We start from the raw sequence: 21,179 nt of genomic DNA on the forward strand, positions 1-21,179 counted from the left end.
CACTCTATTGGGTGTTGGAGGCCGGCCAGAATGCCGGTCTGCTTTACTGAGCCTTTACACACTATTGCAAATACAAATAACTATCAATAGTATTTCGGCTCACCGTTTGTTTCGGTAAGCCTCGCCATTTGGGGGCCAACCGTGCGTCGGAGCTAATGACAAAGTGGATAGGCGTTTTGAATAGAGCAACACCGTCAGCAAGCAACGCGTTACTGGCCAACCAACATGCCGGAAGCCCTGGCTGGTGGATGGAAAGCGCCCGGCAGGGCACGCCACGGGTTGCCCTGCCGGGCAACGGCCAGTGGCACGTCACCTTTTTGTGGTGCGCTCCGCAAGAGGGGGCGGCGGCCTCTGGCTATCAACGGATGTGGCTCCTCATCAATTGCCTGGCCCATCACCACCAGCCCAATGCTCCGCAAAGCCTGCGGCGCTTGCCCGGAACGGGCGTCAGGGTCCAGCAAACCGAACTTCCCGGCACCTGGCGCGGCAGTTACTGCTTTATTCCCTGTCTTGATAACGTTTCCCCGGCTGCCGCCCGGGGCGCGCAGATATTCCTTACCGCTCGTGGCCGGCCAGGCACGATGTCGACAACTATGGCGTGGCCAACGGGCGCAGGAGTGGCTTTGCAAAGACGATTTTTGGCTGGCGATGCAGAAAGAATTGTTACCGCAGGTTGCAGCATGGGCGCCGCACAACATGGCGCCCGCCGGCACCGTGGTGGCGGGGCAGCGCGGGGGCGGCCTGTCTTCGATGTATGCCGGCCTGCGCTGGCCAGAGTGATTGAGCGCGGTGATCGGCCGGGCCAATCTTATTGGTGGCCACTGCGCCGTCCTCACAAATTTCAGCATGGCAAGGGGAACAAGATGGAAAAACAGAGTCCGTTTGACGATCCGCAGCAGCCCAGTCTGGTGCTCCGCAATCACGCAGCGCAATACAGCCTGTGGTTCGATGCCAACGCTATCCCAAACGGATGGACGGTGGCGTTCGGCCCGGCAACGCATGCGCAATGCGATGAATGGCTGGCGCAGCACTGGCCGGATATTCGGCCGCTATCGTCTGGCGACGCATTGAACAGATAAACCAATAACGGGAGATCGTAGTGCGAGAAAACGCTATTTTGCCTGCCGGGCAGGCGGCCGCCGGTGAATTGCCGTTGGTGGCGGCGCAGCCTGGTATTTGGGTAGCCGATCAGCTTTCCCCACACGGCAATGCTTATGCCGTTGCACACTATATTGAATTGCAGGGGGCTGTGGATAAAGAACGCCTGTTGGCGGCGATCGGGCAGGGGCTGAGTGAAGTGGATACGCTGCGGTTGCGTTTTAGCGAGCGTGACGGCGTACCGGTACAGACCTATGACCCGGCGCTGGCCTTGATTGCACCGGAATTTGTCGATCTGGCCGCTTCACCCGATGCGCTGGCGGCCGCGCGGGCGTTGATGGAGATTGATCTGTCCGGCGATCTGCGCGCCGGCAGCGGCAAACCGCTGTATCGCCATGTGCTGATGCGGCTTGCCGATGACCGCTGGTATTGGTATCAGCGCTATCATCACATGCTGGTGGATGGCTTTAGCTTCACGGCCATCGCCCGCCGCATTGCGGCGATCTATAACCACCTGTGCCGGGGCGATGCCCTGCCGCCGGCGCCGTTTACCCCCTTTAGCGAGGTGGTGGCGGAGTATCAGGCCTATCAGGCATCGCCGGCCTGGCAACGCGACGCCGATTTTTGGCTGAAAAAAGCGCGCCAGTTGCCGCCGGCGGCTACCATCAGCCCACAGCCGTTGGCAGGGGCGGTGCCCACGCCGCGTATTCACCGTTTGGATTTGCAGTGTGATAAAACGGCGTTCGCCGCCCTGGCCGCGGCCGGCCAGGCGCAGCACCTGACCGCAGCGGATATGGCGGTGGCGCTGTTGGCCGTATGGGTATCACGCCTGAGCGGCCAACCGAGCTTCAGCGCCGGGTTTATTTTCATGCGCCGTACCGGTTCGGCCGCGTTGTGCGCTGCCGGCCCGGTGATCAATGTGTTGCCGATGGCAATGCATCTTGAGCCGCAGGCTACGTTGGGCGAAGCCGCAGCCTGCATCAGCCGTGAACTGAAAAGCGTGCGCCGCCATCAGCGCTATGACGCCGAACAGGTGCAGCGCGATCTGGGCCATGTCGGCGACGCCGAGCCGCTGTACGGCACGGTGTTCAATTTTAAAATGTTTGATTACCAGCTCGACTTTAACGGCATTGAGGGCGTCACCCACGATCTGGCCTCCGGGCCGGTACGGGATCTGGAAATCGCGCTGTTCATCGGCCAGGACGGCGCGTTGAAGGTAGAGCTGCTGGCCAGTGCGAAGCGCTACTCCCGCCAGGAGCTGGCGGCGCATCTGCAGCGCCTGCCGCTGTTGCTCAGCCAGTTTGCGGCGCGCCCGGCGTTGCCGATTGGCGAGGCCGATCTGCTGACGGTGCAGGACCATGCGCTGTTGGCGCGGGTTAACGACACCACCCACCCGGTGCCGGCCGAAACCCTCAGCAGCCTGCTGGCGCAGCAGGCGCAGAAAACCCCGGATGCTCCGGCGTTGGCCGATCCGCTATTGCAACTCAGCTACCGTGAAGTGCGCGAACAAGTGCGCGCGCTGGCGCGCCAACTGGTGGCTCAGGGCGTGCGCCCGGGCGACATCGTTGCGGTGGCATTGCCGCGTTCGGTCTACCTTTCATTGGCGTTGATGGCGATTGTGGAAACCGGGGCGGCCTATTTGCCGCTGGATACCGGCTACCCGGATGAGCGCCTGAGCATGATGCTGGAAGACGCCACTCCGCGTCTGATCGTCACCGATCCGCTGCAACAGGCGCGCTTTGCCGGCAAAGGCGAGATGCTGATTTATGCCGCGCTGCTGCCGGTTGATCACGCGGCCGGTGTGATGATCGCCGGGCCTACGCCGCAGCACGCGGCTTATATTATCTTCACTTCAGGTTCCACCGGGCGGCCGAAGGGGGTGTTGGTCGGCCACCAGGCGATCGTCAACCGCCTGCTGTGGATGCAGCATCAATACACCATCGGCGCCGGTGATGTGGTGCTGCAAAAAACACCGTGCAGTTTTGACGTATCGGTATGGGAGTTTTTCTGGCCGCTGATGGTGGGCGCGCAGTTGGTGATGGCGCCGCCGGAGGCCCACCGCGATCCGCACCAGTTGCAAGACCTGATCGCCCAATACCGCGTTACGACCATGCATTTTGTGCCTTCCATGCTGGCGGCTTTTGTCGCCGCGCTGGATTCTGAACGGGCGGTGGGCCACTGCGCCTCGCTGCGGCAGGTATTCTGCAGCGGCGAAGCCCTGCCGGCGGATCTGTGCCGCCAGTGGCAGAGCCGCACGGCGGTGCCGTTGCATAACCTGTATGGCCCGACGGAAGCGGCGGTGGATGTTTCCTGGTATCCGGCCTATGGCGAATCGCTGGCGCGGGTGACCGGCAGCCACGTGCCGATCGGCCTGCCGGTGTGGAATACCGGTCTGCGTATTTTGGATGCGCGCCTGCGGCCGGTGCCGCCGGGCGTCGCCGGCGATCTGTATCTGACCGGCGTGCAACTGGCTCAGGGCTATCTTGGCCGGCCGGATTTGACCGCCAGCCGCTTCGTTGCCGATCCATACGGCAACGGCGGGCGCATGTACCGCACCGGCGACGTGGCGCGCTGGCTGCCGGGCGGTGAAGTGGAATACCTCGGCCGCAGCGACGATCAGTTAAAAATCCGCGGCCAACGTATTGAACTGAGCGATATCGATCACGCGTTGCTGTCGCTGCCGGGTGTGCGCCAGGCGGTGGCGCATGCGCTGGTGTTGCAGGGCGCACCGGCGGGCGCTACCGGTGATGCTCGTCAACTGGTGGGTTACCTGGTGGCGCAGCCGAATGTGCGGTTGGATCTGGCGGCGTTGCGTGCGGCGCTGGCTGAGCGTTTGCCGCCGCATATGGTGCCGGTGGCGCTGGTTGAGATGGACGAACTGCCGTTGAGCGCCAACGGTAAGCTGGATCGCAAGGCGTTGCCACAGCCGCAGCTCCAGGCGCGCAAGGCCGGCCGGCCGCCGGCGCCGGGCCTGGAGACGGCGATCGCCGCCGTGTTCGCACGTTTGTTGCAGCGTGAACAGGTCTTTGCCGACGATGATTTCTTCGCCCTGGGCGGCCATTCGCTGCTGGCGATGCGCCTGGCGGCGGAACTGCGCCGCGATCTGGGCAAAGCGGTGGCGGTGGGGCAGGTGATGGTGGCCTCGACGGTGGAGCAACTGGCGCAACTGCTGGCGGAAGATCGTTCGCAGGAAGAGGCCGAGCGTAGCGGCTTCGACAGCGTGTTGCCGCTGCGTATCACCGACGGGCCGATCCTGTTCTGCCTGCATCCGGCTTCCGGTTTTTCCTGGCAGTTCAGCGTATTGCCGCGCTATCTTGACCAACACTGGTCGTTGGTCGGCATTCAGTCGCCGCGTCCCGATGGGCCGTTGGCGGCCAGCGAAGATATGGATCAGGTGGTTGAGGCGCATCTGGCCACCGTACTGCGGGTGCAGCCGCACGGTCCGTACCATTTTATCGGCTATTCGCTGGGCGGTACGCTGGCGCAGGGGATCGCCGCGCGCCTGCAGGCGCGGGGGGAACGGGTGGCTTTCCTGGGGCTGTTGGACACCTACCCGCCGGAAACCCAAAACTGGGACGTTATGCTGGATGACAATGTGTTGAAGGAAGTGCAGCGTGAACGTGAACAGTTCCTGGCGGTGTCGGAAGGCACGCTCGATCCGGCGTTGGGTGCAGGCCGAGCGGTGATGTTTGACAACATTGAGGCCAACTATGCGGATTCGGTGCGGCTGCTTTCCCGTACCCGTACCGCCCGCTTCCATGGCACGGCGACGCTGTTCGTGGCCAAACGCACTTTGCAGGAAGGCATGGACGTGCAGCAAACCTGGGCGCGCTATGTGGACGCGCTGCAGGTGCACGAACTGGACTGCGCACACGTGGATATCGTGTCGCCGGCGTCGTTTAATGTGTTGGGGCCGTTATTGAACCGGGTGTTGCGGGCGCTGTAAGTTTTATTATGCGCTTAAACCACAACGGGGGCCTTTGGCCCCCGTTGCTTTAGCGGCAGGGTTATTTCCCCAGCGGCACCACCAGCGGCGTGTGTGACACCGGATCGTCGATAATCACGCACGGCAGCCCGTAGACCTCTTCAATCAACGCCGGGGTGACGATGTCTTTCGGCGCGCCCTCCGCCACCACTTTACCGCCACGCATGGCGATCAGATGCGTGGCGTAACGGCAAGCATGGTTCAGATCGTGTAGCACCACCACCAGGGTGTAGCCTTTGTCGCGATTAAGCTGGCGCATCAGTTCCAGCAGCTCGATCTGGTAAGTAATGTCCAGCCAGGTGGTGGGTTCGTCCAACAGCAGCAACGGCGTTTGCTGCGCCAGCACCATCGCGATCCACACCCGTTGCCGCTGGCCGCCGGAGAGCGTATCCACCGCCTGTTCCGCCAGTTCGGCCACGCCGGTGGCGCGCATCGCTTCTTCCACCGCCTGTTGGTCTTCCGGGCGCCAGCGGCTGAACAGCCCCTGGTGCGGGTAACGCCCGCGCGCCACCAGATCAAACACCGTGATATCGCCCGGTGCGATAGAGGTTTGCGGCAACAGGCCAAGCTGGCGGGCGACTTCTTTGGTGGCGTATTCGCCGATGAGCTTGCCGTTGAGCCAGACTGCGCCCTGTTGCGGTTGCATCAGGCGGCTCAGGGTGCGCAGCAGCGTGGATTTCCCGCAGGCGTTGGGGCCAATGATCACCGTGAGTTCGCCTTCGGGAATGGAAACCGACAGGTTTTGCGCCACGATTTTCTTATCGTAGCTCAGCGTCAGGTTTTCGGCGCGCAGCGGCGCGGGCAACAGGGTATCAGCACTCATTTTTTTCGTGACTCACGGATTAACAGCCAAATCAGGTAAATACCGCCCAGGCTTACGGTCAGCACGCCCACCGGCAGTTGGTAAGGCGTAAACAACCGCTGTGCGGTAACGTCGGCGGCCAGCAGCAGCAGGGCGCCGGTGAGCGTCGTCAGCAACAGCACGCAGCGGTTGTTGCACAGGCGGCGGGCGATCTGCGGCGCGACTAACGCAATAAAGGAAATGGGGCCGGCCACGGCGGTCGCCGCTGCGGTTAATAGCACGCCGATCAGCAACAGCAGCATGCGCGCCCGTTCTACCGGCACGCCCAACGCACAGGCGGTATCGTCGCCCATTTCCAGCAGGCGCATACGGCGCGCCAGTATTGATAGTAGCAGGCAACACAGGACGATGATCGCCAGCACTGGCAGGCTTTTCGCCCAGGTGATGCCGTTGAGCGAGCCGGCGCTCCAGAGCCCGGCGGTCATGGCCGATTCCAGCGACGCACTGATGATGAGCCAGGTATTGGCCCCCACCAGCAACGCCCGCACGGCAATCCCGACGATAATCAGCCGGAAAGCCTCCATGCCGTCGCGCCACGCCAGCAGGTAAATCAGCACGGCGGTCAACAGGCCGCCTGCCAACGCGCCGCCGGTAATGGCAAGCACGTTTTGGTTGAAGAGCACCACGGTGATCAGCACCCCGGTATAGGCGCCGGTATTAAAGCCGATCACGTCCGGGCTGCCGAGCGGGTTACGCAGCAGCGACTGGAATATGGCGCCGCTAAGCCCCAGCGCCGCCCCCAGCACCAGCGCCATAACGACGCGTGGTAGCCGCCACTGGTTAACGATCACCAGCAGATTGGCCGGGCCTTCGCCGCGCAGCGCGTCAATAACCTGGCCGGCGCTGAGCGCCAGCGTACCGGAGCCGAGCGCATAGACCGCCAGTGCGGCACAGGCCAGCACCAGCACCAGCGCGGTAAGCAGGGGCCTGGAGGCGCGCAATGGGCATTTGGTTATCATCAGGCGGGCAGCCAGCATCGACATTAGCGCCTCCTCCTGAACAGATGGCGTTTACGCACCAGCGCAATCAGCATCGGCGAACCGAGCAGGGCAGTGACGACGGAAACGCGCAGTTCGCCCGGCACCAGAAAACGGCCGAGCAGATCGGCACTGAGCAGTAAAATCGGTGTGAGCACCAGCGTCCACGGCAACATCCACTGCAGCTCCGAACCGGACAGGCGGCGGGCGATGTGCGGCATCATCAGGCCCACAAAGGCAATCGGGCCCACGGCGGCGGTGGCGCTGCCGCACAGCAGCGTGATGGCCAGCAGCCCGAGCAGTTGGGTGCGCACAATGCCGGTGCCGAGAGCGGTGGCCAGCTCATTGCCCATGCTCAGGCTGTTGAGTGCCTTGTTCATCCACAGTGTAATCAGGGTGCCAAGCACAATGGGCAGGGCTACGGCGCGCACCACCTGCATGTTTTGAATATCCAGCGAACCGGCCTGCCAGAAGCGCAGTTGATCGAACACCAGCGGGTTGAGCAGCGCAATGCCCGAGGTCATGCCTTCCAGCACCGCAGCCAGCGCCACGCCGGCCAGCGTCAGGCGGATAGGGTTGATGGTGCCGCCGCCCAGCGCGCCGATCAACGCCACCAGCAGAGAGGCCAGCAGCGCGCCGGCAAAGGCGAACCAGAGATAGTGGCCAACGCTGACCGCGCCAAAAAAGGTGATCCCCAAGACCACGGCAAAGCTGGCGCCGGCGTTGATGCCGAGGATACCGGGATCCGCCAGCGGGTTACGGGTGAGGGTTTGCATTAATGCGCCCGCCAGCCCAAGCGCCACGCCGGCCAGAATACCGGCCAATGTGCGCGGCAGGCGGGATTCGGTGATGATCACGCAGTCCGCCGTGCTGCATTGGCCGGACAACGCCTGAATCACCGTATCAAAAGGAATGGATTTTGCGCCCAGCGCCAGGCTGAGCGCCGCCACCCCCAGCAGTACCAACACTGCCACGAGCAGGCCATAAAACCGGCGGCGAAACGAGCGGGAAGAACCAGGCATGCCGTAAGACCCCGCGGCGAGGGGAGGTGGAGAGATATTGTTGCGTGTAGGCCGAAACATGACATCCCATTTTCAAACTGAAAATCAATGATAGTTATTATCATTATTGGTTGTGTCCGTCTATGGTAGCATGAGTCGCCAAATGATTGCAGCGCCCGCGTCATGGCATTGCGGCGCACAACCTGGAATTTGTGGTGAAGATACCAATGAATAAAAATAAACCCTCTATTTTGCTCGATTTTAGCCTGCTGAGAACTAACCGTGCCTTTCGTGCCGTGTTCTGCGCGCGCTTTATTTCTATTTTGGCTCTGGGGCTGATGGCGATCGCCATCCCGGTGCAAATTCAGGCATTAACCGGTTCAACGCTGCTGGTGGGGCTTGCGGTAACGTTCGCCGGCGGCGGCATGTTCACCGGGCTATTGATGGGCGGTGTGCTGGCGGATCGCTATGAGCGCCGCCGCCTGATCCTGTTTGCCCGCGCGACCTGCGGCATTGGCTTTATCGGCCTGTGCGTTAATGCCGCCTTGCCCGCGCCTTCGCTGGCGGTGATCTACCTGCTTGCCGTGTGGGACGGTTTTTTCGGCGCGGTAGGAGTGACGGCCCTGTTGGCGGCCACCCCCGCGCTGGTCGGGCGAGAAAATATCGTACAGGCCGGGGCGATCAGTATGCTGACGGTGCGGTTTGGTTCGGTGCTTTCCCCTGCGGTGGGCGGCGTCGTGATCGCCAGCGCTGGGGTGAGCTGGAACTATGGCCTGGCGGCGTTGGGCACCCTGCTGACGCTGGTGCCATTGCTCAGCCTGCCGCAATTGATGCCGCCGCAGCAGCCGCGTGAACACCCGCTGCGCGCACTGGTGAGCGGTTTTGCCTTCTTGTTCCAAAACAAAGTGATTGGCATGGTGGCGCTGATCGGGGCGTTGCTGACCATGGCCAGCGCGGTGCGCGTCATCTATCCCGCGGTGGGTGAAAGCTGGCATATCGGCGCGTCCTACCTGGGCTTTATGTATTCCGCGGTGCCGCTGGGCGCCGCGCTGGGTGCTTTTACCAGCGGGCGAGTGGCGCAGGTGGCGCGCCCCGGTTGGATGATGCTGCTGACGGCCATCGGCGCCTTTGTGGCGATTGCGCTGTTCGGCCTGATGCCGTGGTATAGCCTGGCGTTGGTGTGCCTGGTGATCTTTGGTTACCTGAGTGCGGTGAATTCGTTGCTGCAATACGGGCTAATTCAGAACCTGACGCCGGATGCGTTTCTGGGCCGGATTAATGGCCTGTGGACGGCGCAGAACGTGGTGGGCGATGCGCTGGGTGCGCTGTTGCTGGGGGCGATGGGGGCCTTTATGCTGCCGGCGATGACCGCCACCGGTTTTGGCCTGGGGGCGGCGCTGCTTGGCGTGCTGCTGTTGGTGACGATGACCGGCCTGCGGCAGGTGACCCTGCACAGGCCGGAGGAAACGTCGCCGTTAACCGTTAGTGGGAAGTAAACTGCTTTTCCAGCCGCGTCAACAGGTTGCTGGCGCTGTAATAATCCAGGCGGAAGGTATCGTTGCCCAGTGGGTAGACCCGCTTATTCTGCACCGCCGGCAGATGCGCCAGCAGGCTGTTGGCCATCAGGCGTTGGGCGTCGCTTTCATCATTGGCGAACAGCATCAGCGTTTGGCCGTTTAGCCCGGCGGCCAGGCTTTCCCCGCCCAGTTGGATGATATCCTTGCGCATCCCCATGCTGGTGCTGGTGCTTAATTTTGGCGGCAACGTCGCCAGGGTAAAGCCAAGCTGCTGTAACAGTTTCCCCTGTGAGGATTCGGCGGTCCACAGGTTGGCCGCCTTACCGTCGTTGCGGAACACCAGCGCGGAAACCGGCTGCGGCGGCAATTGTATGTGCTGTTTTAGCGCGTTTTCTTGCGCATCGAACGCGGCGATCACGTTGGCGGCCTGTGCTTCGTGCCCGGTTGCCTGGCCAAGCTCCTGGGCCAGTTCTTGCCAGCTTTTATCGTCGTAGTTGACGACCAGCACTGGAGCAATGGCCTTCAACTGATCGTAGATCGGCAGGGCGGAATCGCCGCCGGTGGCGGCCACGATGATCAGATCGGGCGCTTCACCGGCAACGGCTTCGGCATTCGGCTCGCCGATATACAAGCGTTTTACGCCGCGCTGCCGGGCGACATCCGCCCACTGGCGGAAAAAGCCCTGTGGGTCGGTCAGGCGCTGATTGGGCGTGGCGGCGCCGCTGGCGATCACCGGTGCGTCAATGGCCAAGAGGGTGCCGGTAACGGTCACGCTGGTGGAAACGATGCGCGCCGGTGGGTGATCCAGCGTAACGCTACCGTGGGTGGTTTGCAGGGTGCGCGGCCAGGCTGGGCCGGCAGCATGGCTGCTGTTGAACGCCAGGAAACCGAACAGCGCCGCCGCCAGCAGCAGAATTTTGTTCATCGAAACGTGTCCTTTTAGATTAAAGAGTTATATCTACCATTTATAAAAAATATATGTGCGCGCCACAGATGCAAGTTGCATAGGTGTTGTTTTTTTGTTCCAACGCCCAGTGATGCGATCGCCTAAGCCACCCGGGTGAGCCGTCACGAAGCCAGCTTTCCGTATCGCGCAACATTGCGGAAAAATAGGCCGAAAACCCCAATGTTTACCTGATAATTCAGGCGCCAAGACGGGGAGGCTGTTGGTTGACATGATAAATCATGACAGGTAATTTAGCGCGCGATTAACATAAATGATAATCATTATTATCGATGATTTTCGTTGATGAGATGAAAGGATAAAGGTGTACCGATGGATATAGCCATGAGTGGTGCCAATCATAGGGAACCGTTTAGCAGGGATAATGTGCGTGCAGAGGCGGCATCTTTACCTCTGGCCTCCGGCTTCTTTTTCTCTTCGCCCTATCGGAGCCTGAGGACGGAAGGCCGCGTGGCCGCGCTCGCTTTGCCTGCGTTTGGCGGTGAAGAGATTGGCGGCGTATTTCAACAGGCGGTGCAGCAGGCATTTGCCAAAGCGCGGTTAGCCGGGGTCAACAACCCGGTGTTATGTGGCGCTATCCCCTTCGACACGCATCAGCCTTCGGCTTTGTTTGTGCCGCAACACGTTCACTGGTTTGAGCGCGAACGCGCATTTGGCGCTGCCGCAGCGGCCAACGGCAGCGCGCCGGAAATCGCCAGCCAACTGGAAGTGCCGCAACAGCCGGTGTTCATGCAGATGGTCAGCGATGCGGTGGCACAAATGAAGAACGGGCGGCTGGATAAGGCGGTACTTTCACGGCTGTTGGAGATTGAAACCCGCCACCCGGTGGACCGGCAGGCACTGATGGCGCGCATTATTACCCAGAACCCGAACGGTTTTCATTTCCATGTACCGCTGGCCAAAGGCGCGTTGTTGGGGGCCAGCCCGGAATTGCTGTTACGCAAAGAGGGCGATCGCTTCTACTCGAACCCGCTGGCGGGCTCAACCCGGCGGGAGGCCGATCCGCAGCGCGATCGCGAGGTGCGCCAACAGCTGATGGCGTCGGAAAAAGATCGCTACGAGCACCAGATCGTGACCGAAGGCATGCGCCGCATGCTGGCCGCGCGCAGCCAGGTTCTGAATATCCCCGCCGCCCCGGAATTGCTCAGCACCACGACGCTCTGGCACCTGTCAACGCCGATTGACGGTGAAGTGGCGGATAAGGCGGAAAGCGCGCTGTCGCTGGCCTGCCTGTTGCACCCAACGCCTGCGCTGTGCGGCACGCCAACGGCCACGGCGGCAGAACTGATTAAACAGTTGGAACCCTTTGACCGCGGACTGTTCGGCGGCATCGTTGGCTGGTGCGATGCCAACGGCGACGGTGAATGGGTGGTCACCATCCGCTGCGGCACCGTGGATGGCAAGCAGGTGAGGTTGTTTGCCGGCGCAGGCATTGTGCAGGACTCCTTGCCCGAATCCGAATGGCGTGAAACCGGTGTCAAACTGAGCACTATCCTGCGTGCGTTCGGTTTGAACCAAGGATAAAAATAATGAGCATTGCTTTTACCCCCTGGCCCGAAGAGTTTGCCCGCCGCTACCGCGAATGCGGCTATTGGCTTGATCTGCCGCTGACCGACATTCTCGATCGGCAGGCTGAAAATGACGCGGCGGCGCTGATTGATGCCCATGGCAGCCTGAGCTACCGCCAACTGGCGCAGTATTCCACCAACCTGGCGGCGGCGTTGCTGCGCCGTGGGGTGCAGGCTGGCGATACCGCCCTGGTGCAGTTGGGCAACGACGTTGAGTTTTACGTGGTGTTTTTTGCCCTGTTGAAGATCGGCGTGGTGCCGGTGAACGCGCTGCCCAACCACCAGCGCACCGAGCTTGACGCTTATGCCACCCAGATTCGCCCCAGCTTGCTGATCGCCGATCGCCGCCATCCGCTGTTTGCCGATGACGATGTGCTGGCGGCCTTTTGCAGCCGTCATCCGTCAGTGCGCGTGGTGGGGTTGCACCATGCCGCCGGCGATGCGCGTGCGCTTGCCGCCTGGATGGCAGAAGACAGCCAGGGCTTTGTCGCCGCACCGTCTGCTGCCGATCAGGTGGCCTTTTTCCAGCTTTCCGGCGGCAGCACCGGCACGCCGAAACTGATCCCCCGAACCCACAACGACTATTACTACAGCATTCGCCGCAGCGTCGAAGTGTGTGGTTTTGACGCGCAGACCCGCTTCCTGTGCGCGTTGCCGGTGGCGCACAACTACCCAATGAGCTCGCCGGGCGTACTGGGCGTGTTTTACGTGGGTGGGTTAACCGTGTTCGCCAGCGATCCGGACGCGGCGCAGTGTTTCCGGCTGATTGAACAGCACCGGATCACCGTCACCGCGCTGGTGCCGCCGGCCGTGACGCTGTGGCTGCAGGCGATAGACGAGTGGGGCAGCAATGCCGCATTGGCCAGCCTGCAACTGTTGCAGGTGGGGGGCGCCAAGCTGAGCGAAACGCTGGCGGCGCGTATTCCCGCTGAGATCGGCTGCCGGCTGCAGCAGGTCTTCGGCATGGCGGAAGGGCTGGTCAACTACACGCTGCTGGACGACGACGAACAGCATATGTTCACCACTCAAGGTAAACCGATGTCGCCGGGCGATGAGGTGTGGGTCGCCGACGATGAGGGCAACCCGTTGCCGCCGGGGGCCGTTGGCCGCCTGATGACGCGGGGGCCGTATACCTTCCGTGGTTATTACCAGAGCCCGGAGCACAACGCCACCGCCTTTGATGAAAACGGCTTTTACTGCTCCGGCGATCTGATCAGCATCACCGAAGACGGCTACATCAAGGTGCAAGGGCGGCAGAAAGACCAGATCAACCGCGGTGGGGAAAAGATTGCCGCGGAAGAAGTGGAAAACCTGCTGCTGCGCCACCCGGATGTGATCAACGCCGCGCTGGTGTCTATGCCGGATACCCTGATGGGCGAAAAGAGCTGTGCCTATGTGATTGCTGCCCGGCCGCTGAAGCCGGTGGTGCTACGCCGCCATTTACGTGAGCTGGGCGTGGCCGATTTTAAGTTGCCGGACCGCATCGTGCTGGTAGACAGCCTGCCGTTAACGCCGGTCGGCAAGGTGGATAAAAAACTGCTGCGCCAGAGCCTGGAAGCGCAGCAACAGCTAACGGCCCAAGGAGAGTAGTGATGGCCATTCCTAAAATTGACGATTATGCGCTGCCGACGCAGGAAGAATTGCCTGCGAATAAGGTGGGTTGGGTAGTAGAGCCGCAACGTGCTGCGCTGCTGATTCATGATATGCAGCAATATTTCCTGAACTTTTGGCGGGAAGACAGCCCGTTAATCAAACAGGTGGTGGAAAATACCGCTAACCTGCGCCGTTATTGCAAACAGCAGGGGATCCCGGTGTTTTACACCGCGCAGCCCACCCAGCAGTCTGATGCGGACCGCGCGTTGCTTAACGATATGTGGGGGCCGGGCTTGAACGATCATCCGGATCAGCAGGCGGTGGTGGCGGCGCTGGCGCCGCAGGATGATGATACCGTGTTGACCAAGTGGCGCTACAGCGCCTTCCAACGCTCGCCGTTGGAAGCGATCCTGCGGGAATCCGGCCGCGATCAGCTGATTATCTGCGGCGTTTATGCCCATATTGGCTGCCTGACCACGGCGCTGGACGCCTTTATGCGCGATATTCAACCCTTTATGGTGGCGGACGCATTGGCGGATTTTTCACGTGACGAGCATTTGATGGCGCTGCGCTATGCCGCCGGCCGCTGCGGGCGGGTGGTGACCACCGCCGAACTGTTGCCTGGCATCGCCAGCAAAGATGCGCTGCGCCAACAGATCCTGCCGCTGCTTGATGAGGACAGCGAAGAGATGGGCAACGATGAGAACCTGATTGATTACGGTTTGGATTCGGTGCGTATTATGGAACTGGCGACCCGCTGGCGCAAAATCCGCAGCGATATCGATTTTGTCGCACTGGCGAAAAATCCGACCATCGACGCCTGGTGGGCGTTACTTTCTGGAGGGAAAGCCTGATGAGCCAATGGGATTTCAGCGGTAAACGCGTTTGGGTGACCGGCGCCGGCGCCGGCATCGGTCTGGATACCGCGCGTGCGTTTGTGAAGGCCGGGGCGCAAGTGATCGGTTTTGATCGCCATTTCGGCGATGACGATTATCCCTTCCGCACCGAACTGTTGGATATTGCCGATGCGGCGGTAGTTGATCGCACATGTGCCCGTTTGCTGGCCGAACATGATGGGCTGGACGTATTGGTCAACGGCGCGGGAATTTTGCGCATGGGACTGACGGATGAAACCAGCAGCGAGGACTGGCTGGCGTGCCTGGCGGTTAACGCCGGTGGTGCGTTCAATCTGTTCCGCCACACGTTGCCGGTGTTCCGCCGCCAGCGGCGCGGCGCCATTGTCAGCATTGCGTCCAATGCGGCGCACGTGCCGCGCGTGGGCATGGCGGCTTATTGTGCCTCCAAAGCGGCGTTACGCAGCCTGTGCCAGACCGTTGGGTTGGAGATGGCGCCGTATGGCGTGCGCAGCAATATTGTTTCGCCCGGTTCGACCAATACGCCGATGCAGCGGGGGATGTGGCAGGACGAAAGCGGTGAGCAGAAGACCATTAACGGCTTCCCCGAACAGTTCAAGCTGGGGATCCCGCTGGGCAAAATAGCCCAACCGCGTGAGATTACCGAAGCGATCTTGTTTTTGGCTTCGGATCTCGCCAGCCATATCACCATGCAGGATATCGTGATTGACGGCGGGGCGACGCTCGCTGCCTGATTAAAACAGGCGCACCGGATCTGGAGTACGATAAATCCGGTGCATTTTCAGCGATGTTTTGCAAACGGGCGGCGCCCTCCCGGAAACTTTTCAACAGGCAATAAAGGGATCACTATCCGACGGTTTAACTGCCCAATAATATCGCTCGTAACATCGAGCAATAGAGGGTAAATGACGCTTTTCCCAGTATTACCATATACAGTGAATTGCATTGTTAAAACGTCCTGTATTCATCGCTGAAACAACCCTGTTCATCATGAAAACGATTTAATGCTTCGATTGCTTCCATGTTCTGTTTTTGCCATTTTTTAGTTTCATGCTGGCGAAGCTCAACATCCAAGGCGGCAGTCAGTGTGGCACTCAGGTTAATGCCAGCTTCACGCGCCCGGGCAAGCAAGGTACGCTCCACCGCCATTGTCACGCTCTGCGTGTTTCGTTCTTTAGCTGTCATCGTTCATCGCCTGTGATGAGATACGTGTAAATAACACGACACAATGCACAGAGCATAACACCAAAAGCAGGGCCTAATAGTAGGCCCATTCTCATGACGGGGATCTGGCAAGGAGGGCAATGACAAACAGACCGCCAATGCCTGCTGTAATAATGCCGATGGGCAGTTCCTGTGGAGCCAGGAGCGTGCGGCTGACAATGTCTCCGCCACACAGCAGAACCGCGCCCCATACGCCGCACAGTGGCAGCAACAGTAGATGTTTAACACCCGAAAAATGCCGACACACATGAGGCACCATAAGGCCGACGAAACCAATCACACCGGTTAACGCCACCAGAAAAGACGTTGCCAGCGCACAACAGAGAAAAATCTCCATTCGCAAGCGGCTAACGTTAATCCCCAACGACAGCGCGGTTTGTTCTCCGGCCAGCACACCATCCAGCGAACGCCAGCGCAACAGGACAAAGGCGTTTAGCAGAACCAGGCTGAACACAGCGAAGGGCAGATTGTCCCAGGTGGCTAACCCCAGGCCACCCAGTGACCAAAACAACACGGTGCTGGCCGCCCGCTGATCGCCGGAAAAAATGAGGTAGCTGGTCAGCGCCCCGAACAAAAAAGAGATGGCAAGCCCGCAGAGAATCAGATGCTCTGCCCCACGTTGTTTTTTAAAATGAAACAGCAACATCACCGCGACGGCGGAACAGACACCACCAACAAACGCCGATACGGGAAGCGTTAATGCACCGAGCCGATCGCCAAAGCGGGTGATCACCAGTACCGCCCCCGCAGATGCGCCGGATGACAGCCCAAACAAAAAAGGATCGGCCAGATCATTACGAGTGGTGGTCTGTAACAACGCTCCCACCATCGCCAGCCCTGCTCCTGTCAGCACCGCAAGTAGCGCCCTCGGCACGCGCAAATCCGTCACAATCCTGCTGACCATGTCAGACACCGGCACGTCCACCAGCCTTAGCGCCCCCAGCACCTGCATCAGCGGCAGTGATACCGTACCGGTGGCAATACTGAGCAACATCAGCCCCACCAGCGCCACTATCGCACTCAACATCGCCCAGTGATAACGAGACAACCCCGACATTACTTTGCCACCAGCGGATACATTGCCCGCGCTAGTTTTTCCACGGCGTTAACGTTGGCCGGCCCCGGTGTCAGTTCGGCATACTGTAGTTTCAGGTAACGCTGGTGCTGTACCGCCGGCGTCAGTTTCATTAACGGATGATGTTCCAGGAAGTGTCGCAGCGCATCCGCGCCACTGCCAGTTTGATAATCCAGCAGGATGATAAAATCCGGTTCGGCCGCAGCCACATTTTCCCAGGAGGTGGTTCCCCAACTGGTATCCAGCGCCTCCATCGTATTTTCACCGCCTGCGGCCTCAATAATGGCCGTGGGCATTGCATATTTGCCGCTGGTGAATGGTTTGTCCTCACCTGAATCATAGACAAAGACCTTTAATGGACGTGTTCCTTGCGCCGGTTTGGGGAGTTGGCCCAGCGTCCTTTTCCAGCCATTCACCAGTGCCTGTGCTTCATCTCGTTTGCCAAAAATCTTGCCCAGCGTCAGTACATCGTTATACAGCAGATCCATCGTGGCTTTATGTTTGTGTGCCGCGGTGAATACGCAGCTCTCACTCAGCACAAATGTCTTGATGTCATATTTGCTAAGCGTGTCAGGCGTCACTTCACCGCCCACTTTCATGCCGTAATTCCAGCCGGCAAAAAAGAAGTCGGGCTCAGCCGCCAGTAATGTTTCCAGGGTGGGATACTTCGGCGCCAGTTCCGGGATCGCACCCATCGCCTGTTTAAATTCAGGCGTCATCTTGTACCAGCCGCTGATCCCGGTCAGCCCGACGATACGATCCTGCAAATGCAGCGCGAACGCCATTTCCGACATATTGAGATCGTTAATAATGGCCCTTTTAGGGGGAGCGGTGAAAGTTACCGGTGTTCCACAACTTTCAATAGTGACGGGAAAATCAGCAGCGCTGGCTACTGAAACTGATATCACCGCCAGCAAGCTAACAAGCAGTTTTTTCATCATGGGCTCTTAGAAATTAATTTACGCGCAGTGCGGCACTTCAAAAATACGCAGCGCCTTCCCGGTGTCGGGATGCGGTACGGTAAAACTGGTTAACCCAAAGGCAGGGTAAAGGTATTCGGATACCAGCACCCGTTCCGGGGTGTCATAGATCACTGACCGCCCCTGCGACAAGAGAAGTACCCGGTCAGCAAAGGATTCCGTCAGTGACAGATCGTGCAGGACCGCCACTACGGTGATCCCCTTACTTTTCACCAGAGAAAGCAGTTCCACCCGCCCAGGGGGATCAAGATGATTGGTGGGTTCATCAAGCAACACCAGGTCTGGTGTCTGGGCCAATACCCGTGCCAGCGCCGCCCGTTGTCTTTCACCGCCGGAAAGCGCCGACAGTGACCGCTTGCATAACCGCTGCAATCCGGTTTCTTTAATGGCACGGGCGACAATCGCATCATGCACACTGCGCGGTACATCCCGCGCATGAGGAATTCGCCCGAGTGCCACATAGTCCTCAAGGGGCAGCCGCATATCGGGCATATCATTCTGCGCCAGGACAGCAATCTGTCTGGCCCGCTGCTGACGGGATAATGCAGACAGAGAACGGCCCTGCAGGCGAATTTCACCTTTCAGGGCGGTCAGTTCCTGACTGATCGCCCGCAGTAAAGAGGTTTTACCGCTGCCGTTCGGCCCGATAATGGCCATACATTCTCCAGCTCCGGCCTCAAAACGAATGGCTGAAAGCAACTCCCCGCCGCCAGGCCGCGCCAGAGACTGGATATTGACGCTGAGAAAACTTTTCGGAGTACCCCAATCATCCTTGGCTATCAGGCTATTTAAGGTATTGTGCTTCACATTGTTCCTTCTTGATTTCCGTACTCTCGCCATTGATCTGGTTGCAGCCGTGCTCGGCCAGCCGCAGTAATTTGACCGTGCCGTCGGCATAACCTGCAGTCAGATATTCCCCCTTTGGATGCCAGCACAGGGCGCTTACTGCTTCGTTTTCCACCAGAACCGCCAACTGCCGACGGCTTGTCGCATCATAAAGAAACAGGCTACCGTCCTCCGCACCGCTGGCAATCCATTTGCTGACGGGGCTGAATGAAAGCGCCGTTATCGTTCCATGATGTACCGGCAGGTAGTCGGGCTCAGTCCCTTCCGGCCCCTGGCCGCTGCAATCCCAGATCAGCATCTCCTCGCCACCACTGGTAGCGAACAACTGGCCATCATGGCTCCAGCAGAGATGGCGAACCTTTGCGTTATAACCACTCATTTGGCACGATTTCCCAGCGGCCTTCGCCCATAACTGTACGATACCTTCCTGGCTGCCCGCGGCTATCCACATACCATCCGGACTGGCGGCCAGACTGAGTAGTGACCCTTTCCAGAAATAATTCCGCACAGGCACAGCCTTGCCGGGATACCAGTGGCTGACCTGACCGTAACATGACGTCAGCAGGCTGCCATCCGGCATCCATTCAAGCCCGGTCAGCGTACTGCCCACGGGCTCAAACGCCTGTTGCAGCGAGCCACGTTCATCCCAAAGTTTGAGTTCCTTACCGGCGATACTGGCGAGCACGCCATCAGATGACCATGCCAGTTTTTCCACCCAGCCGCGGCCTGCTTGCCAGCAGCCCGACGGTTCGCCGGTCACCGGATCCCATATCATGATATGGTCGTCCTGGCCTCCGCTGGCCAGTCGCCGCCCGTCCGGCGACCAGGCCAGTGCCGTCGTCCCTAATCCATGTGCCGAATGCCGCCATAGCAAACGCCCGTCATCGCCTGAGTACACCGCAACGCCGCCGTCTGCGCTGGCGCAGGCCATGAGTCGCCCCGTCGGTGACCAAACTAACAGGTTGATATAGTCATGATCGTGTGCAATCCACACGGGAACCAACGGTTGTCGGGGTGACGCGCTACCTGTCATGCCCGGCATGCCTGAACCCCACGAATCAGCATCTGGCGGTCTAGATTGCGGCCGATAAAGACCAGCTCGCTACGCCGCGGTTCACCGGCTTTCCAGTCACGATCAACGTTGACATCCATCAGCATATGAACCCCCTGGAAAACCACCCGCTGGTTTTTCCCTGCCAGATTCAGGATCCCCTTGGAACGGAAGATGTCCTGCCCCTGCGATGACAACAGCAAACGTAGCCAGTTGTTTAATTTATATTCCGACAGCGCGCCTTCCACGGTAATACCGACGGACGTGACTTCTTCGTCATGGCTATGTGCCGCACTAAAAGCGTGGGATATGACAGGTTTTTGCACTACGCCATGGTGGTATAGGGCAAGATCAAATTCTTCAGGCAGGTGTTCGGTCACCAGTGCGTAGTCCCCCGCTTCGGGGTGCGTCAGTTTGATCGTCTGAGTGCCGGTTTCCGGCACCCGCAACGATACGACCCGCTGCGATGGCACCAGCGCCTCATCCACTTCGCCCCGTAGGCTATCACGGGAAAATGCCTTATCTGCCTGCGCGATAAGCTGCGTAAAGGCGTCCTCATCACTGCCTGGTGCGGCAGTGAACAGGGCGCCAATGAACGGATCAGGGCCAGAGGTGTAACGCAGTTCGGCCTCGCCGCGCGGCAGATGCCAGACACCTGCCCACTCGAAAGGATATTCCGGCTCCAGGAACTGCGGGCGCTCCTGCAATACACGCTGCAAATCAAACCCGCCGATGTCCAGAACCGCTGGGATATCCACATTTGCATTAACGGTGCGATGGAGACGCGCCAAAGCATTCATGCCGCGCAGGCGTGTCTCCAGCGTGTCGAGTTCAGCGGGCGTGACCAGATCGGCCTTGTTCAGCAGGAGTACATCGGCAAAGGCAATCTGCTCACGAAGTTCGCTGCTGTCGTCCAGATGTAACCCGGCATGTCGGGCATCCACCACCGTGATAATGCCGTCAAGGCGCAGGGCGGCGCTAACTTCATCATCAATGAAAAAGGTCTGTGAAACAGGCCCTGGGTTTGCCATCCCGGTGGTTTCGATCAGAATACGGTCAAACTTATCGCGGCGCCGCATCAGCCGGTTCAGGATACGGATCAGATCGCCCCGCACCGTGCAGCAGATGCAACCATTGTTCATTTCGAAAACTTCTTCATCGGCATTGATGACCAGCGCATCGTCGATACCGATTTCACCAAACTCATTCTCTATCACGGCCACGCGTAAGCCGTACTGCTGGCTGAGTATATGGTTCAGCAGCGTGGTTTTACCCGATCCCAGAAAACCGGTTAGAACGGTAACGGGAATACGATTATCTGTGTTCATGCGCCGCCTTCCTTATCCTTTTTGTTTGGTTTTGTTATGTTATAACATATCAAAACACAATCAAGCTAATCTGCATTCTTTTGTTCAGAGAAAAGGGGGCAACAAAGCTATTTTCCTTCGCCTTATCCGGTAGTCTGAGAGGGCGCTGGCTTCCCCGGCACGGGGAAGGGCACATACAGACGAAAAAAAACCGTATCCTGTTGCCAGTGATACGGTTTCTTAATTCCCCGGACAC

The 21,179-nt window shown here is 59.7% G+C and carries 18 protein-coding genes and 2 pseudogenes; 9 read left to right on the forward strand and 11 right to left on the reverse strand.

Annotated elements, in window-relative coordinates; genetic code table 11:
* Positions 1-365: 365 nt before the first annotated feature.
* The 4 genes and pseudogenes from AC559G_RS02590 to AC559G_RS02605 all read left to right on the forward strand — a co-directional run.
* Positions 366-479: pseudogene (locus tag AC559G_RS02590) on the forward strand (hypothetical protein); the annotation flags it as partial.
* A gap of 169 nt (positions 480-648) precedes the next feature.
* Positions 649-780, forward strand: coding sequence for a hypothetical protein (locus AC559G_RS02595; RefSeq protein ID WP_498911288.1), 132 nt, complete (start codon positions 649-651; stop codon positions 778-780).
* Between the two features lie 83 nt (positions 781-863).
* Positions 864-1,079 carry an MbtH family protein gene (locus AC559G_RS02600; protein ID WP_438597490.1) on the forward strand — a complete coding sequence of 72 codons (216 nt, stop codon included), beginning with the start codon at positions 864-866 and terminating at the stop codon, positions 1,077-1,079.
* Positions 1,080-1,099: 20 nt separating this feature from the next.
* Positions 1,100-5,044 carry an enterobactin synthase subunit F gene (locus AC559G_RS02605; protein ID WP_498911081.1) on the forward strand — a complete coding sequence of 1,315 codons (3,945 nt, stop codon included), beginning with the start codon at positions 1,100-1,102 and terminating at the stop codon, positions 5,042-5,044.
* Positions 5,045-5,105: 61 nt separating this feature from the next.
* Here AC559G_RS02605 and AC559G_RS02610 read toward each other — a convergent pair whose 3' ends face one another.
* The 3 genes from AC559G_RS02610 to fepD are packed head-to-tail and all read right to left on the reverse strand — an operon-like array spanning position 5,106 to position 8,004.
* The gene (locus AC559G_RS02610) at positions 5,106-5,906 is read right to left on the reverse strand and encodes an ATP-binding cassette domain-containing protein (RefSeq protein WP_095847838.1); all 801 of its coding nucleotides are present in this window, start codon (positions 5,904-5,906) and stop codon (positions 5,106-5,108) included.
* Positions 5,903-6,928, reverse strand: a complete 1,026-nt coding sequence (gene fepG / locus AC559G_RS02615) for an iron-enterobactin ABC transporter permease (RefSeq protein WP_498911083.1) — start codon at positions 6,926-6,928, stop codon at positions 5,903-5,905. The genes AC559G_RS02610 and fepG overlap by 4 nt, the downstream gene beginning before the upstream one ends.
* Positions 6,928-8,004: a Fe(3+)-siderophore ABC transporter permease gene (gene fepD / locus AC559G_RS02620; protein WP_498911085.1), complete on the reverse strand. Its 1,077-nt coding sequence runs from the start codon at positions 8,002-8,004 to the stop codon at positions 6,928-6,930. The genes fepG and fepD overlap by 1 nt, the downstream gene beginning before the upstream one ends.
* A 146-nt stretch (positions 8,005-8,150) precedes the next feature.
* On the opposite strand from fepD, the gene entS reads away from it, so the two are divergent.
* Positions 8,151-9,419, forward strand: a complete 1,269-nt coding sequence (gene entS, locus AC559G_RS02625) for an enterobactin transporter EntS (RefSeq protein WP_498911087.1) — start codon at positions 8,151-8,153, stop codon at positions 9,417-9,419.
* Here entS and fepB read toward each other — a convergent pair.
* Entirely contained in the window at positions 9,406-10,365 is a 960-nt protein-coding gene (gene fepB, locus AC559G_RS02630) for a Fe2+-enterobactin ABC transporter substrate-binding protein (protein WP_438597484.1), read from the reverse strand. The genes entS and fepB overlap by 14 nt on opposite strands.
* Before the next feature lie 351 nt (positions 10,366-10,716).
* On the opposite strand from fepB, the gene AC559G_RS02635 reads away from it, so the two are divergent.
* Genes AC559G_RS02635 through dhbA form a run of 4 tightly spaced genes read left to right on the forward strand, consistent with a single transcriptional unit; the run spans position 10,717 to position 15,174 of the window.
* Complete coding sequence (locus tag AC559G_RS02635; RefSeq protein WP_498911090.1) at positions 10,717-11,928, forward strand: isochorismate synthase; 1,212 nt, start codon at positions 10,717-10,719, stop codon at positions 11,926-11,928.
* Between the two features lie 5 nt (positions 11,929-11,933).
* Complete coding sequence (locus tag AC559G_RS02640; RefSeq protein ID WP_498911092.1) at positions 11,934-13,562, forward strand: (2,3-dihydroxybenzoyl)adenylate synthase; 1,629 nt, start codon at positions 11,934-11,936, stop codon at positions 13,560-13,562.
* Between the two features lie 2 nt (positions 13,563-13,564).
* On the forward strand, positions 13,565-14,419 hold the full coding sequence (locus AC559G_RS02645) for an isochorismatase family protein (RefSeq protein ID WP_438597481.1): 855 nt from the start codon (positions 13,565-13,567) through the stop codon (positions 14,417-14,419).
* Positions 14,419-15,174, forward strand: a complete 756-nt coding sequence (gene dhbA / locus AC559G_RS02650) for a 2,3-dihydro-2,3-dihydroxybenzoate dehydrogenase (protein ID WP_498911094.1) — start codon at positions 14,419-14,421, stop codon at positions 15,172-15,174. The genes AC559G_RS02645 and dhbA overlap by 1 nt, the downstream gene beginning before the upstream one ends.
* Positions 15,175-15,239: 65 nt before the next feature.
* Here dhbA and AC559G_RS02655 read toward each other — a convergent pair.
* The 7 genes and pseudogenes from AC559G_RS02655 to AC559G_RS02685 all read right to left on the reverse strand — a co-directional run.
* A pseudogene (locus AC559G_RS02655) lies at positions 15,240-15,386 on the reverse strand (CcdB family protein); the annotation flags it as partial.
* A gap of 2 nt (positions 15,387-15,388) precedes the next feature.
* Positions 15,389-15,625, reverse strand: coding sequence for a type II toxin-antitoxin system CcdA family antitoxin (locus tag AC559G_RS02660; protein WP_498911097.1), 237 nt, complete (start codon positions 15,623-15,625; stop codon positions 15,389-15,391).
* A 91-nt stretch (positions 15,626-15,716) separates the two neighbouring features.
* On the reverse strand, positions 15,717-16,721 hold the full coding sequence (locus tag AC559G_RS02665; RefSeq protein ID WP_498911099.1) for a FecCD family ABC transporter permease: 1,005 nt from the start codon (positions 16,719-16,721) through the stop codon (positions 15,717-15,719).
* The gene (locus AC559G_RS02670; protein WP_498911101.1) at positions 16,721-17,677 is read right to left on the reverse strand and encodes an ABC transporter substrate-binding protein; all 957 of its coding nucleotides are present in this window, start codon (positions 17,675-17,677) and stop codon (positions 16,721-16,723) included. The genes AC559G_RS02665 and AC559G_RS02670 overlap by 1 nt, the downstream gene beginning before the upstream one ends.
* A 21-nt stretch (positions 17,678-17,698) precedes the next feature.
* Entirely contained in the window at positions 17,699-18,502 is an 804-nt protein-coding gene (locus AC559G_RS02675) for an ABC transporter ATP-binding protein (protein WP_498911271.1), read from the reverse strand.
* Between the two features lies 1 nt (position 18,503).
* On the reverse strand, positions 18,504-19,598 hold the full coding sequence (locus AC559G_RS02680) for a WD40 repeat domain-containing protein (RefSeq protein WP_498911103.1): 1,095 nt from the start codon (positions 19,596-19,598) through the stop codon (positions 18,504-18,506).
* Complete coding sequence (locus AC559G_RS02685) at positions 19,595-20,944, reverse strand: CobW family GTP-binding protein (protein WP_498911105.1); 1,350 nt, start codon at positions 20,942-20,944, stop codon at positions 19,595-19,597. Before AC559G_RS02685 ends, AC559G_RS02680 begins: the two co-directional genes overlap by 4 nt.
* Positions 20,945-21,179 lie beyond the last annotated feature (235 nt).

Origin of the sequence: Gibbsiella greigii (assembly GCF_039540155.1) — a bacterium.
GTDB lineage: Bacteria > Pseudomonadota > Gammaproteobacteria > Enterobacterales > Enterobacteriaceae > Gibbsiella > Gibbsiella quercinecans.

Excerpts from the sequence above, each read along its gene's own strand:
- AC559G_RS02680 (WP_498911103.1), bottom strand. The coding sequence starts at position 19,598 with ATGACAGGTAGCGCGTCACCCCGACAACCGTTGGTTCCCGTGTGGATT.
- AC559G_RS02595 (WP_498911288.1), top strand. The coding sequence starts at position 649 with ATGCAGAAAGAATTGTTACCGCAGGTTGCAGCATGGGCGCCGCACAAC.
- AC559G_RS02660 (WP_498911097.1), bottom strand. The coding sequence starts at position 15,625 with ATGACAGCTAAAGAACGAAACACGCAGAGCGTGACAATGGCGGTGGAG.
- AC559G_RS02670 (WP_498911101.1), bottom strand. The coding sequence starts at position 17,677 with ATGAAAAAACTGCTTGTTAGCTTGCTGGCGGTGATATCAGTTTCAGTA.
- AC559G_RS02665 (WP_498911099.1), bottom strand. The coding sequence starts at position 16,721 with ATGTCGGGGTTGTCTCGTTATCACTGGGCGATGTTGAGTGCGATAGTG.
- fepB (WP_438597484.1), bottom strand. The coding sequence starts at position 10,365 with ATGAACAAAATTCTGCTGCTGGCGGCGGCGCTGTTCGGTTTCCTGGCG.
- dhbA (WP_498911094.1), top strand. The coding sequence starts at position 14,419 with ATGAGCCAATGGGATTTCAGCGGTAAACGCGTTTGGGTGACCGGCGCC.
- fepD (WP_498911085.1), bottom strand. The coding sequence starts at position 8,004 with ATGTTTCGGCCTACACGCAACAATATCTCTCCACCTCCCCTCGCCGCG.
- AC559G_RS02685 (WP_498911105.1), bottom strand. The coding sequence starts at position 20,944 with ATGAACACAGATAATCGTATTCCCGTTACCGTTCTAACCGGTTTTCTG.
- AC559G_RS02640 (WP_498911092.1), top strand. The coding sequence starts at position 11,934 with ATGAGCATTGCTTTTACCCCCTGGCCCGAAGAGTTTGCCCGCCGCTAC.
- AC559G_RS02610 (WP_095847838.1), bottom strand. The coding sequence starts at position 5,906 with ATGAGTGCTGATACCCTGTTGCCCGCGCCGCTGCGCGCCGAAAACCTG.
- AC559G_RS02635 (WP_498911090.1), top strand. The coding sequence starts at position 10,717 with ATGGATATAGCCATGAGTGGTGCCAATCATAGGGAACCGTTTAGCAGG.
- AC559G_RS02600 (WP_438597490.1), top strand. The coding sequence starts at position 864 with ATGGAAAAACAGAGTCCGTTTGACGATCCGCAGCAGCCCAGTCTGGTG.
- entS (WP_498911087.1), top strand. The coding sequence starts at position 8,151 with ATGAATAAAAATAAACCCTCTATTTTGCTCGATTTTAGCCTGCTGAGA.
- fepG (WP_498911083.1), bottom strand. The coding sequence starts at position 6,928 with ATGTCGATGCTGGCTGCCCGCCTGATGATAACCAAATGCCCATTGCGC.
- AC559G_RS02645 (WP_438597481.1), top strand. The coding sequence starts at position 13,565 with ATGGCCATTCCTAAAATTGACGATTATGCGCTGCCGACGCAGGAAGAA.